We start from the raw sequence: 13337 nt of genomic DNA, 5'->3' as shown, positions 1-13337 counted from the left end.
AAATTGAACTTTTTCCATAATTACCCTAAATTTAATAATCCTTTATAATTCTTTAGAAATTCTTTACCTTTTCTTTCTTCCTAATTAAGCATTCCTTTTTACAATACTATTATTGATGTCATAATAGGAGGATCGCTTATGCAATTCTTAAAGAAATTCGCTATTTTATTATTATCTTTTTTTATTACTGCACTTATCGTTTTATATTTTTATCTTTATGTAAATGGTCCGATTATTCAAGCTAAATCAGCTATTTTAATAAATGCTAATTCAGGTGAAATTGTTTATAAAAAAAATGAAGAAACCCCAGTACAATCAGCTGCTTTATCTAAATTAATGACAGAATATATCGTATTGGAGCAACTAAATGATAAAAAGATACAGTTAGATGACTTCGTACAAATAAGTAACGAAGTTTTCCGAGTAGAAACAAGCCCTATACAAGTAACATCGAATGATAAAACAACGGTTCGTGATTTACTTCATGCATTGCTACTGGCAGGGAATAATCGTTCTGCACTCGCTCTAGCAGAACACATTGCTGGAAATGAAGATAACTTTACAGTATTAATGAATAAAAAAGCAAAAGAACTAAAGTTATTACAACCATCTCCATTTCTAAACTCTACTGGAATTAATAATAATACAAATAAACAATCAACTACAACAGCGATAGACGCAGCTAAACTAGCAGCACGATTAGTAAAAGATTTTCCAGATGTATTGAATATTACGAAACTAACCTCTTACCAATTTACCTTCAAAGATTCCCAGGTTTTCAATACGAATAAAATGATATATTCCCTTAATGAAAACATTAAACTTCAAGGTGTTGATGGCTTACAAACTAGTTTTTCAACTAACGGTAATTATAGTTTTGTCAGTACAGCAAAACTTGGAGATACTAGACTAATTTCAGTAATATTAGATGCAGATGAAGAAAACATTTCATTTATTGAAACAAAAAAGTTGCTACAGTATGGTTTTGATCCTTCCTCGTACTCTGCACTCCAAGCTTTTAAAGACGCCCTTACATCTTGGACAATATTGCTTCAGTTTAAAAATTTAATTATACAAACTATAATGATTTTTTTAATCATTACCACCTTAATGTTTTTACATATACGTCAGAAAAAATCCGAGGATTTCAATTAAGAAATCTTCTTATATATAGAACCGACTTGCGCTTGAGATGCAAGTCGGTTTTTAATTCTATCATCCTCTTCCAAGCAAATTTGCTGAAACTGGTTGCAAGTTTAACTCTCTCGCCCATATAGATAGCTGACCAATATGATAAATTTAATATCCCATTACATGTCTTAAAACCTATGTTTTTTGAGGCATACATCCATCTCTGTTTCCTTTCGTTGTGTTCGTTTGTTTAGTTTAAATGGGTTAATCTATTAATTCTATTAAATCCAACAATTGAACTATTACACTTTAAAGTTCTACTCATATACTATAGTAGATTACTAGAAAGGAGGCTTAACTATGGATAGTTGCGTTGTATTTGTAAACGGACAACCTTTTTTAGTTCTTTCAGTAGCTGGTATTGAAATTGCTAGATTAGAGATTTCCCTTCAAGTAGCATTAGCTCTAAGAGTGCTTGGGATACCAATCTGTGATTAATTACCAAATTAATAAAAAAAGAGGGCATTAGCCCTCTTTTTTTATTTTCTTCTCACCTTTTCTTAAAAACAAACAAAATTTAAATTTTATTTTTTATATTGTAATGAAAATCCGAAAAATTAACCCATTTTATTCAATAAAAAAGAGCTCCACCCATACCTCATTATCCGTTTCTAAAAAATTAGAATTCGATTAATTACAAGAAAATTTAAATATACGAACGTTACATAAAATACTTGTTAGAATAGCTGTCCCTCACACTATTTATTTCGCCGACGTTATATAATCAAAGCACACAATGATTAACTTTTTATACGGCTTATTTTAAGTGTGCTAGCATTCTAGGCTAGATGATCATGACTGCAAAAAAAACTTCAAGTTCTCGTTTATATAAATCAGATAACGCTTTCACTTTTTGAATCGATTGATAATCTTTAAATTGCGGTTCTCTATCTTCTTATCCTTGAAGAGCACTAATCCAACTATACTCTACATCTACAATATGAAATAATGTTTCTAAAATACCCCCAGTTTGCAAAGTAAATCTTCCTCTGAAAGTTGTTCACACCACTTAAACCAATCATCTCTTACTTGCCAATTATATTGAAATAAAGTGTACACATTTATCTCTCTCTTACTTCAATTATCCACCTAACAGCATCTGTTATACATTTAACCATTGACAATCACTTCTCTTCGGCCAAGTTCCTCTACAGCGTGATTAATTATTTCACTTACAGATAAAGAACCATCCAATATGATATCTGAATTCGGCTTAACAGTATGAATTGCCTCTAAATAAGCTTTTCTCGCATATGTCATGTAATGTTCCAAATCATTATGTATTTCATCTATTGTACCTTCCTTAAAATCTCGCAAAATCCTTCTAGCCATCGCAATATCTAAAGGCGTATCAATAAATATAGTTACATCAATGAATTTTCGCATCTCACTATTTAAGTATGCAAAAGGATAATCTACAATAATATAGTCTAAGGTATTATTTTGTATAAGTTGCTCAATATCATGAATTAATGGTGTTAATACCCACTCGTCGTAATTCGCCCCATCATCAATCCATTTACAAATATCAGCAGGAGAGTTATCAAATGTATAACTATCAAAATATAGAGCTTTTGAGTTTTTAAACTTATGCTTTAATCTTTCTGTAATTGTAGTTTTACCTCCTCCCGAAACAGCTGCAATTGAAATTATTTTTGTTTTATTATCCACTATACCCACCAAACCCCTTTATTAACATAATATAATTATAAATTACTATCGTTGCTACTTCTTCCATTCATATTCTAACATACTCATTTCCCATAAATTCCAATACGTTTCTCCTACTCTTTTTGACTCTCTTAATAAGCCTTCTTTTACAAACCCTATTTTTTCGTAACATGAAATGGCCGATGTATTAAAATCATACACACCAAGAGTTACTCTATGTAGTTTTAATTCGTCAAAAGCAATATGAAGTACTGCTTTCATCATATGTTTTCCTATAGAACGTCCTCTCATCTTCGTATTACCAACTAATACTTTTCCAATTCTAGCGGACTTATTAATATTATCTATTTGGCCAAGCGAAATATGTCCAATAACGTCTGAAGTCTCTTCATCTACCACTTTGAAAGCGAGTGTATTTGCACTTTCTATATACTTCTCTAATTGCTGTTCATCTAAAGGAAATGTGAATGCATTTCCTGACCATTGTATTAGAAATTCTTCGGAATTAATCCAATTTATTAATTGTTTAAAATCAGATTTCTTAAAGCTTTCTAGTTTAATCACTTCCTTGCTCCTTTCGTACATCATGCTTTATAACCTCAAACTTATTTCTATATAAAGAATATATTCTCCTTTTATATAAAATTAAAATAAAGCCATTCATGTGAATGGCTTTACAAAAAAGCAGCATAATTATGCTTTGTTTGCTACATCAATACCATTAAAATCAAAGTCAGCAGTAACCGTTGTAACCGGTGGGAAAATTGCTTCAATTTTGCAAATGGAAATAATTACTCCAACCGATCCAGGAATAGCCGCAAGCCTAACTACATCACAACTTACAGACGAAACAGTACCTACATAAGTACGTCCCTCTGTATTAATTTGAACTGTTCGATTAATTAATTTCTTAAGTTCATCTCTAATTCCTTGTACACAAGAATTATCACATTTCTCATGCTGTTCTTTTTTACACTCTTCGAATACTTCCCAACAATCATCTTGTTTACATGTACACTTCTTTTTACAATTATTAAATCGAGAACCCAATACCTCACCCCCTAATCCTTTCTATTAGTAAAGTATGTCCACTAGCTTAAAAGGGTACGAGGCAAACACATAAAAAGAAAAAAACAAACAATTGTACCAAACTTTCTTTTCATTATTCATTATAAAAACAGACTTCTCCTAATTAAAAGCTTTTTAATGAGCGGCCGTGAATTTAGTCCTACTCCATTTAATGTTTAGACACCACTTTCTAAAACAAACCTTTTTTCTTTTAAATAAGACGCCCCTTAAAAACACACTAGATTTCCCCATTAACTCACATATACATAGACTTTATTTGTGGATTTCCCATTTTTCATTGTGAAATATACATTTAAAAAGCGTACTCGAAAATAAGATATTATTTGTAATCAGAACATTTTCTTCAACAAGTGTTTATTGAAAAATACCATAACTAGTAGTAGTTCTCTCCACTTTCTCTTAAAAATTAGCATAGTTTGTATGAATTCTATATCGAGTAGAAGACACTCTATCATATAAAGATAAAATAGTAGGTTAATAAACAAGCCATTTTTTTATTAAAACATAGAATAATATGAACACTATTGAAAGGAGGTAGAAATAAATGTCCTGGAAAAATGATTGCTGGAGTTCTCAGAAAAAGCATTGTTGTGATGATTGGTGGAAATCTAAAGAAAAGCATCATTGTGATGATAATTGGAGTTCTCAGAAAAAGCATTGTAATGATGATTGGTGGAAATCTAAAGAAAAGTGTCATTGTGATGACGATTGGAGTTCTCAGGAAAAACATTGTAATGATGATTGGTGGAAATCTAAAGAAAAGTGTCATTGTGATGACGATTGGAGTTCTCAGGAAAAACATTGTAATGATGATTGGTGGAAATCTAAAGAAAAGTGTCATCGTGATGATGATTGGAGTTCTAAACGAAATAAGTGTCGTTGTAAATGTTTCTTTATTTGTTGCCATTGTAAAAGAAAAAATTGGTAATATTTTTAATGTCAACGTAAAGGAAAGAATATGTCTTTTGGAACCAATCGGGCTTTTCCGGAAAGTTGATCCCTCACCTACTTCCTTGCTTTTGCTGAATTTTTAGATGGGGGCATTACTGCCCGGCAAATACTAGAATGTAATATATAAAAAGCTGACTGCTTATAGTCAGCTTTTTATATATTAACACGTAAAGGTTTAAACAGACATATAAGCAGTCACGCTTTATCATCACCTTGTTGTTGTAAATTAGTATTTCTACATTGAATAGACATTCCATAATATCGTATTTTGATTAAAACTAAAAAACATACTTAACACTAATAGTAAAATTTTTCTTCTTCATCAAATTCACTTCTTTTCTTTTTATAAACATAAAAAAAAGGATCTCTATTTATATAGAGATCCTTTCTAACTTTATAATTTACTAGACTGTAACCCCTGAATAAACGGAACTACTTCAGGATTTACAAGCGATGATAAATCACCTAATTCTTTTCCTAAGTAAGCTGCTTTAATAACACGGCGCATTACTTTAGAATTACGTGTTTTCGGTAAATCTTCTACAACGTGGATGTCTTTAGGACACAACGCTTTTCCAATATGAGAGTTTACTAAACTCATTAATTCTTTCTTTAATTCTCCTGTGAATGTTACATGATCTCTTAACACTACAAAACAATGACAAACTTCACCTTTTACTTCGTCAGGTACACCAATTGCAGCAGCTTCGATTACATCGTTATGTTTCACAAGAATAGATTCATATTCAGCAGGTCCAATACGTTTACCTGCAATATTTAACGTATCGTCTGAACGCCCTGTGATGATATATTGTTCACCATCGTAAATGACCCAGTCACCGTGGACCCATTTATTTTCAAAACGCGACCAATATGTGTTTACGTAACGTTCATCATCTTCCCAGAAGCTTTTCGTCATACCTACCCAAGGTTTCTCTAAGCATAATTCTCCGACTTCATCTCGAATTGGTTTACCTTGATCATCCAGTACGACAGCTGCCATTCCTGGTAAAGATGCGTTAAAACTAATCGGTGCTATTGACTTAATAAGAACATTACCGAAAATCCCACCAGAGATTTCAGTTCCACCTGAGTAGTTACAGATTGGGACATTTCCTTTTCCAACTGTTTCAAACAGCCACATCCATGGATCAGGATTCCAAGGTTCTCCTGTTGATGCGAATACTTCCAAACTCTTTAAAGAATGTTTATTGACATACTCATCACCTTTTGCCATCAATGCTCGGATTAACGTTGGCGAAATACCTAGATGAGTAATCTCATATTTATCAACTGTCTCCCATAACCGGTCTGCTTCTGGGAAGTCTGGAACACCTTCGTACATAACCATCGTTGCTCCATTAATGAGTGAACCGAATAATAGAAACGGCCCCATCATCCAGCCCATATCAGTTACCCATAATACACGATCACCTTGTTTAATATTCATTCCAAATCCTGCATCAAAAGCTGCTTTCAAAGGAAATCCTGCATGCGTGTGTACTGTTCCTTTCGGCTTACCAGTCGTTCCTGATGTATAAATGAGCATTAATGGATCATCACTTTGCATTTCCTCGGCATGTATGAATGGTTTTTCTTTTTCTAGCGTACTCCACGAAAAGTCATAGTTATGTGGTGTAAAATCATTTCCTGCATGACGAACGATAACAACTTTTTCAACAGTTGGGCAATGTTCACAAGCTTTATCTACTTCATCTTTTAAAGAAACAATTTTACCGCGGCGTGAAAATCCATCTGCGGTAATAATCATTTTTGAACCTGCCGCTTGCACACGTGTCATGACTGCATCAGACGCAAAGCCTGAGAATATTGGTGAAATAATTGCTCCGATTTTCATTACAGCTAGCATCGCAACAACTGTTTCTGGAATCATCGGCATATAAATTGTTACACGGTCACCTTTCTCAATACCCGCGTGTTTCAAACCATTTGCAACACGACTTACCCAGTTGTCAAGCTCTTCATATGTAAATGATTTTGAAGTTCCATTTTCCCCTTCGTACTGAAGTGCTGGCTGTATTCTCGTCTCTTCATCCGCAAGCCAGCGGGATAAAGCTGATTCTACAACGTTACATGTTCCGCCATTATACCACTGTGCAAACGGTGTACCATTTTCTAAATCTAACACGTCTGTATAAGGTTTCATCCATTGATAGCCTACTGCCTTTTCTGCCTCTCCCCAAAACCAAGCTGTTTCCTCGATAGATTTATTATAAAAAGTTTCATAATCTTCATATCCCAATGATTTCATCCAACCATATAAACGTGTTTTTTCCTTGTACTCTTCTGTTGGAAACCAAACTGCTTGTTTCAATGTTTTCCCCTCCTTAACTTTTTGAGCAAGAAAGCCCTAAATAGGGCTTTTAAACTGGATATACAGGATGTTTACGATCCGTGAATACTTGATATTTACTCATATACATTTCGAAACGTCCTTTTAATTCTTCACGTAAATTGTTTGGATGAACAATACCATCAATCACCATCTCTGATGCTAAATGATAAATATCAATATCTTTCTTATACTCTTCACGTTTTTCAGCAATGAAGCTAGCACGCTCTTCTTCTGGTAAAGCTGCAATTTTATTTGCATATACAGCATTAACCGCAGCTTCTGGACCCATTACCGCAATAGAGGCTGTCGGTAATGCCAGGCAACAATCTGGTTCAAATGCTGGACCTGCCATCGCATATAAACCAGCACCATATGCTTTACGAACAACGATAGAAATCTTCGGTACAGTTGCTTCACTCATTGCAGAAATCATTTTTGCACCATGGCGAATAATACCAGCACGCTCTACTTTTGTTCCAATCATAAATCCTGGTACATCCGCAAGGAATAATAATGGAATATGATATGCATCACATAAATTAATAAACTTAGCAGCTTTATCAGCTGAATCATGGAATAATACGCCGCCCTTCATACGCGGCTGATTTGCAATAATACCAACAGGCTTACCATCAATACGTGCTAAGCCTGTAATTAGCTCTTGAGCAAATAATTTTTTCACTTCATAGAAGGAACCTTCATCAATAACTCTATTAATGAGATCTTTCATATTGAAAGGAGCATTTTGATTTTCTGGAATGATTTGTTCTAACGTTTTATCGAATTGTTTCGGTTCTTGAGGTGTAACCAATGGAGTCTTTTCTAAGTAGTTATTTGGAAAATATGAAATGTATTGTCTTGCTTGTGTAATCGCATCTTCTTCTGTCTTGCATAAAACATCTCCGCATCCTGATACAGAGCAATGCATACGAGCTCCGCCCATCTCTTCTAAAGTTACCTTCTCACCGATAACCATCTCAGCCATACGAGGAGATCCTAAATACATAGATGCATTTCCTTCTACCATCATTACAACGTCGCAAAAGGCTGGAATATAGGCACCACCAGCTGCAGAAGGTCCAAATAATAAGCATACTTGAGGAACTTTACCTGATAATTTCACTTGATTATAGAAGATTCTTCCTGCACCACGGCGCCCTGGGAACATTTCTACTTGATCTGTAATGCGCGCTCCAGCAGAGTCGACTAAATAAAATAACGGAACACGTAGTTTTTCAGCTGTTTCTTGAATACGTAAAATCTTTTCAACTGTGCGTGATCCCCATGATCCAGCTTTTACAGTAGAATCATTGGCCATTACACATGCAGTACGACCATGTATTTTACCCGTTGCCGTTACAACGCCGTCCGCAGGTAAGCCTGTTTGTTCACAGTTAGCAAATAATGCATCTTCTACATATTCGCCATTATCAAATAGAAGCGCTAAACGATCTCGAACAAATAATTTTCCTTTTGCTTTATTTTGTTCATGATACTTTGGTGCGCCGCCTTGTTTAATCGTTTCAACTCGTTCTTCAAATGAATTAGATTGTTGTTTTTGATCTAACATATTTACTCCCCCTTATACGTTGGTGTGCGTTTTTCCTTGAATGCTTGTAATCCTTCTAATCTATCTTTCGTATGGATTACACCTTCATACGCTTGTTTTTCCATTTGTAATCCGGTATGTAAATCAACTTGAATACCATTTGAAATTGCCTCTTTTGCTAATCGAACAGCAATAGGTCCATTACTAGCAATTTTCTCTGCTATTTCAATCGCTTTCTCTTCAAGTAAATTAGCTGGTACAACAAATTCTACTAAACCATATTCTTTTGCTTCTTGCGCTGAAATACGTCTACCTGTATAAATTAATTCTTTCGCTCTACCAACACCAATTAATCTCGGTAAGCGCTGTGTACCACCCGCTCCTGGTATAATTGCAAGTGTCGTTTCAGTAAGACCAAGACTTGCAGATTCAGCAGCAATTCTAAAATCACAAGCTAAACTTAATTCCGTACCACCACCAAGTGCGATTCCATTTATAGCAGCAATAACTGGCTGTGGTAATTGTTCAACCATCTCCATAGTCGTGCGAATCATACTAACAGCATGGCGAACTTGTTCCTCATTCATACCAGCACGTTCTTTTAAATCAGCACCAGCACAAAATGCTTTTTCACCAGCACCTGTTAGAATAACTACACGCGTATTGGACTCTTCACTTATTTGAGTTAATATGTTTTGTAACTCTTCTAATAACGCTAAAGATAATGAGTTTGCTTGTCTTTCACGATATAACGAAATCTTTACAACGTGAGGTGTTACATAATCAACTGAAATGTTTTGTAATTGTAGCATCTTCTCACCTACTTATCGTTTTATGTTGAAGCGCTCTATACACATGACTCGGTAATTGGATATTTAGCTTACTTTGAATAAATTGACTAGCTCGCAATAACTTTTCTTCGTCTATATTCGTTTGAACTCCTAATTTATGGAGCATATGTACTAGGTCATCAGTAGCAACATTACCTGATGCTCCTGGTGCATAAGGGCAGCCCCCGAGTCCACCACAAGAACTATCAAATGTTGTAATACCGTATTCTAATGATTTAACTACATTTGCTAGAGCCATTCCATACGTATTATGAAAATGCATGGCAAACTGCGAAGCATCATACTTCTTTAATAGATGTTCTAATACTTGTTCTACTTGTAATGGATTCGCTACACCGATTGTATCCCCAAGAGAAACTTCATAAATGCCGTATGAAAATAGTTGATTACATAATTCGTCAACTGCTGTGACACTTATATCCCCTTCATAAGGACATCCAAATACAGTAGAAACATAGCCTCTTACCTTTTTCCCTTCGAATAATGCCTGTTTTGTTATATCTTCGATTACAACTAACGCTTCTTTAATCGATTTATTAATATTACTTTTATTATGAGATTCACTTGCTGATAAAAAAACATTCACCTCATCTACATTTTGCAAAAAAGCTCGTTCCAAACCATTTTGGTTCGGAACAAGCGCAGCATATGTAACATTTGGATCTCTTTTCAGCTCAGAAAACACATCATTTGCATCCGCTAATGCTGGGACCCATTTTGGGTGAACGAATGAGGAAACTTCAACATACGACAATCCTGCTTCTGTAAGTAGTTGAATCCATTTTACTTTATCTTTTGTGCCAACAATCTTTTTTTCATTTTGTAAACCATCACGTGGTCCTACTTCTTTAATGACAGCAAAATTAGGTAGTTTCAATTCGCTTCCCCCTATATCTCCCTATTCAATTTCTAATAATACATCTCCTTCATTTACAAAATCGCCTTCTTGCACATTAATTTTCATAACTGTGCCGGCTTCTTCTGAAATGATTGGAATTTCCATTTTCATAGATTCTAAAATGACGACATCCTGCTCTTCCTCTATTGTATCTCCTACTCCTACAACAATCTTCCAAACGTTTCCTGCCATCGATGCGTATACTTTCGTCATCATTTTTTCCCCCTTAATATTGTTAGATCTTATTTTTTAACGAGTTGTTTCGTTACAAAACCCGTTGTATAAATACCCGCTTTGAACACTTCGTCTTCCAAAACTTGCAGTAGCATTGGCGTGTTCGTTTTAATACCTTCTACTTTCAATTCTTCTAGAGCATCATGTAATTTCGAAATTGCTTCTTCACGAGTCTCGCCATGTGCAATGACTTTCGCAATCATTGGATCATAGAAAGGTGTAATCGTTACATGATTTTCTAAGAAGTGATCAATTCGTACATTTGACGGTAATGTTAAATCTGTAATTTTCCCAGGTGACGGGAAGAATGTTTTCGGATCCTCTGCATAAATACGAGCTTCAATGGCATGACCACTACGTTTTACATCATCCTGAGTAAATGATAGTTTCTCTCCACTTGCGATAAGGAGTTGCTGTTCTACAAGGTCTAATCCCGTAATTTCTTCTGTCACTGGATGCTCTACTTGTAATCTCGTATTCATTTCTAAGAAATAGAAATTTTTCTGATTATCTACAAGAAACTCAACTGTACCTGCATTTGTATAGCCAAGTGCTTTGGCAGCTTGTACAGCAACTTCTCCCATCGCCTTTCGTGTACCTTCATCTAAAAATGGTGAAGGTGCTTCTTCGATTACTTTTTGATTTCGGCGCTGTACCGAACATTCACGCTCCCATAAATACACTGTGTTACCATGTGTATCTGCTAAAAGCTGAATTTCAATATGATGCGCATCTGCTATATATCGCTCTAAATACATTTCTCCGTTACCGAAGAAGTTTTGCGCTCTTGTTTTATTACTTTCAAACGCTTTGGTGAGCGTTTGCTCAGTTTCCATCAACTGCATACCAATGCCTCCGCCGCCTGCGGATGCCTTAAGCATTAATGGATAACCAATTTGTTTTGCAATTTCAATTGCTTCTTCAGCAGTTTCAATATTTGTAGTAATACCTGGGACTACTGGGACATCTGCTGCTTGCATTGCGATACGTGATTCAATTTTACTTCCCATCTTCGTAATGATTTCTTCTGAAGGACCGATAAATACGATTCCTTCTTCTTTGCAGCGAACCGGAAAAGACGGATTCTCTGATAATAAACCATAACCCGGATGAATGGCTTCTGCATTTGTCTTCTTAGCTATTTCAATAATTTTTTCAAGGTTTAAATAGCTTTCTTGAACACGCGGTCCACCTACTAAGTAAGCTTCATTTGCCATTTTCACATGAAGGGCATTTTCATCTGCTTCAGAATAAATAGCAACAGTGCGAATGCCAAGTTTTTGACAAGTTTTCATAATACGAACAGCGATTTCCCCGCGATTCGCAATTAATATTTTTTGAAACATAGTGATTCCTCCCTTTTATCTACATCCTAAATGTCTAGCAATTACGAGACGTTGAATTTCAGAAGTTCCTTCACCAATTTCTAATAGTTTCGCATCACGAATATGTCGTTCAACTTCATATTCACGCATATAACCATATCCACCATGAATCTGTACTGCTTGATTCGCAATACGGCTTGCTGCTTCCGATGCAAATAGTTTTGCCATTGCCGCTTCTTTGCCGAAAGGTTTATCGTTATCTTTTAACCAAGCTGCTTTATGTACTAAATTGCGTGCTAGCTCTACTTCAGTCGCCATATCAGCTAATTTAAATTGAATCGCTTGGAAATTAGAGATTGACTTTCCAAATTGTTGACGTTCTTTCGCATATTGTAATGCACGTTCAAAGGCTGATTGCGCAATACCAACTGCCAATGCTGCGATTGAAATACGCCCTCCATCAAGTGTATATAAAAATTGTTTAAAGCCTTTATTTACATCACCAAGAATATTTTCTTTCGGTACACGAACGCCATCAAGTACGATTTCACAAGTATTAGAAGCGCGAACACCCATCTTATCGTAAGGACTTGAAATCGTTAATCCTTCACTCGTAGTAGGCACGATAAATGCAGAAATACGTTTTCTACCATTCTCTTCAATACCGTTGACAGCGGTTACAATAATTGTATTTGCATACTCTGCGTTTGTAATCCAACACTTCTCACCACTGATTACATACTCATCACCATCTAATACCGCTTTCGTTTGAGTACCACCTGCATCTGATCCAGCATTCGGCTCCGTTAATCCGAAGGCACCTAATGTTTTACCTGACGCCATTGGAACTAAATACTTTTGTTTTTGTTCTTCTGTACCGAAATAATAAATTGGAGAAGCACCTAATGAAATTGTTGCAGCATAGCTTAAACCGGTGCCACCACAAGCGCGACCAATTTCTTCAACTGCTAACGCATACGATACCGTATCGCCACCTGAACCTCCATATTCTTCTGGGAATGGGATGCCTAATAATCCTAGTTCGCCCATTTTTTGAAATGTTTCATATGGAAACTCTGCAGTTTTGTCATAATATACAGCTTTCGGTGCGATTTCCTTTTCAGCAAAGTCACGTACCATTTCTTTAATCATTTGTTTTTCGCGAGTTAGAGTAAATTCCATTCCGCTACACACCCCTTATCGAATATTGAGTTTCGACAGC

The 13337-nt window shown here is 35.3% G+C and carries 13 protein-coding genes and 2 pseudogenes; 3 read left to right on the top strand and 12 right to left on the bottom strand.

Annotated features, from left to right (window positions below; all coding sequences use genetic code 11):
- The first annotated feature begins 138 nt into the window (after window positions 1-138).
- Window positions 139-1155, top strand: coding sequence for a D-alanyl-D-alanine carboxypeptidase family protein (locus tag GD442_RS11975; RefSeq protein ID WP_001160045.1), 1017 nt, complete (start codon window positions 139-141; stop codon window positions 1153-1155).
- A gap of 60 nt (window positions 1156-1215) precedes the next feature.
- Here the strand turns inward: GD442_RS11975 and GD442_RS11970 are convergent.
- A pseudogene (locus GD442_RS11970) lies at window positions 1216-1326 on the bottom strand (DinB family protein); the annotation flags it as partial.
- Window positions 1327-1491: 165 nt separating this feature from the next.
- Here GD442_RS11970 and GD442_RS11965 point away from each other — a divergent pair.
- Complete coding sequence (locus GD442_RS11965) at window positions 1492-1629, top strand: DUF3956 domain-containing protein (RefSeq protein ID WP_000376554.1); 138 nt, start codon at window positions 1492-1494, stop codon at window positions 1627-1629.
- 358 nt (window positions 1630-1987) lie between these two features.
- Here the strand turns inward: GD442_RS11965 and GD442_RS27740 are convergent.
- The 4 genes and pseudogenes from GD442_RS27740 to GD442_RS11945 form a co-directional block, all read right to left on the bottom strand.
- Window positions 1988-2250, bottom strand: a pseudogene (locus GD442_RS27740) (DinB family protein); the annotation flags it as partial.
- Window positions 2251-2301: 51 nt separating this feature from the next.
- Complete coding sequence (locus tag GD442_RS11955) at window positions 2302-2871, bottom strand: nucleoside/nucleotide kinase family protein (protein WP_000513268.1); 570 nt, start codon at window positions 2869-2871, stop codon at window positions 2302-2304.
- A 45-nt stretch (window positions 2872-2916) separates the two neighbouring features.
- A complete protein-coding gene (locus tag GD442_RS11950; RefSeq protein ID WP_000990082.1) occupies window positions 2917-3450 on the bottom strand; it encodes a GNAT family N-acetyltransferase in 534 nt (177 codons plus the stop codon).
- A gap of 105 nt (window positions 3451-3555) precedes the next feature.
- A complete protein-coding gene (locus GD442_RS11945) occupies window positions 3556-3912 on the bottom strand; it encodes a hypothetical protein (protein WP_000535577.1) in 357 nt (118 codons plus the stop codon).
- Window positions 3913-4475: 563 nt separating this feature from the next.
- Here GD442_RS11945 and GD442_RS11940 point away from each other — a divergent pair.
- The gene (locus tag GD442_RS11940; protein ID WP_306460326.1) at window positions 4476-4985 is read left to right on the top strand and encodes a hypothetical protein; all 510 of its coding nucleotides are present in this window, start codon (window positions 4476-4478) and stop codon (window positions 4983-4985) included.
- A gap of 311 nt (window positions 4986-5296) precedes the next feature.
- On the opposite strand, the gene GD442_RS11935 is transcribed toward GD442_RS11940, so the two are convergent.
- The 7 genes from GD442_RS11935 to GD442_RS11905 are packed head-to-tail and all read right to left on the bottom strand — an operon-like array spanning window position 5297 to window position 13297.
- Window positions 5297-7237, bottom strand: coding sequence for an AMP-binding protein (locus tag GD442_RS11935; protein WP_086408040.1), 1941 nt, complete (start codon window positions 7235-7237; stop codon window positions 5297-5299).
- Window positions 7238-7286: 49 nt separating this feature from the next.
- Window positions 7287-8828, bottom strand: a complete 1542-nt coding sequence (locus tag GD442_RS11930) for an acyl-CoA carboxylase subunit beta (RefSeq protein ID WP_000886744.1) — start codon at window positions 8826-8828, stop codon at window positions 7287-7289.
- Between the two features lie 2 nt (window positions 8829-8830).
- Window positions 8831-9619, bottom strand: coding sequence for an enoyl-CoA hydratase (locus GD442_RS11925; protein ID WP_000939818.1), 789 nt, complete (start codon window positions 9617-9619; stop codon window positions 8831-8833).
- Window positions 9620-9623: 4 nt separating this feature from the next.
- Window positions 9624-10535 carry a hydroxymethylglutaryl-CoA lyase gene (gene mvaB / locus GD442_RS11920; protein WP_000775436.1) on the bottom strand — a complete coding sequence of 304 codons (912 nt, stop codon included), beginning with the start codon at window positions 10533-10535 and terminating at the stop codon, window positions 9624-9626.
- Between the two features lie 21 nt (window positions 10536-10556).
- Complete coding sequence (locus GD442_RS11915) at window positions 10557-10772, bottom strand: acetyl-CoA carboxylase biotin carboxyl carrier protein subunit (RefSeq protein WP_002041151.1); 216 nt, start codon at window positions 10770-10772, stop codon at window positions 10557-10559.
- A gap of 26 nt (window positions 10773-10798) precedes the next feature.
- Entirely contained in the window at window positions 10799-12136 is a 1338-nt protein-coding gene (locus tag GD442_RS11910) for an acetyl-CoA carboxylase biotin carboxylase subunit (protein ID WP_000486749.1), read from the bottom strand.
- A 15-nt stretch (window positions 12137-12151) separates the two neighbouring features.
- Complete coding sequence (locus GD442_RS11905; protein WP_000397279.1) at window positions 12152-13297, bottom strand: acyl-CoA dehydrogenase; 1146 nt, start codon at window positions 13295-13297, stop codon at window positions 12152-12154.
- Between the last annotated feature and the right edge of the window lie 40 nt (window positions 13298-13337).

The organism is Bacillus sp. A260 (genome assembly GCF_009861435.1).
GTDB classification, from domain to species: domain Bacteria; phylum Bacillota; class Bacilli; order Bacillales; family Bacillaceae_G; genus Bacillus_A; species Bacillus_A cereus.
This window is presented reverse-complemented; position numbering and strand designations above follow the sequence as displayed.

Bases quoted from the DNA above. Each gene is read 5' to 3' on its own strand.
- GD442_RS11930 (WP_000886744.1), bottom strand. From the start codon at position 8,828: ATGTTAGATCAAAAACAACAATCTAATTCATTTGAAGAACGAGTTGAA.
- GD442_RS11905 (WP_000397279.1), bottom strand. From the start codon at position 13,297: ATGGAATTTACTCTAACTCGCGAAAAACAAATGATTAAAGAAATGGTA.
- GD442_RS11910 (WP_000486749.1), bottom strand. From the start codon at position 12,136: ATGTTTCAAAAAATATTAATTGCGAATCGCGGGGAAATCGCTGTTCGT.
- GD442_RS11915 (WP_002041151.1), bottom strand. From the start codon at position 10,772: ATGATGACGAAAGTATACGCATCGATGGCAGGAAACGTTTGGAAGATT.
- GD442_RS11925 (WP_000939818.1), bottom strand. From the start codon at position 9,619: ATGCTACAATTACAAAACATTTCAGTTGATTATGTAACACCTCACGTT.
- GD442_RS11965 (WP_000376554.1), top strand. From the start codon at position 1,492: ATGGATAGTTGCGTTGTATTTGTAAACGGACAACCTTTTTTAGTTCTT.
- GD442_RS11975 (WP_001160045.1), top strand. From the start codon at position 139: ATGCAATTCTTAAAGAAATTCGCTATTTTATTATTATCTTTTTTTATT.
- GD442_RS11950 (WP_000990082.1), bottom strand. From the start codon at position 3,450: ATGATGTACGAAAGGAGCAAGGAAGTGATTAAACTAGAAAGCTTTAAG.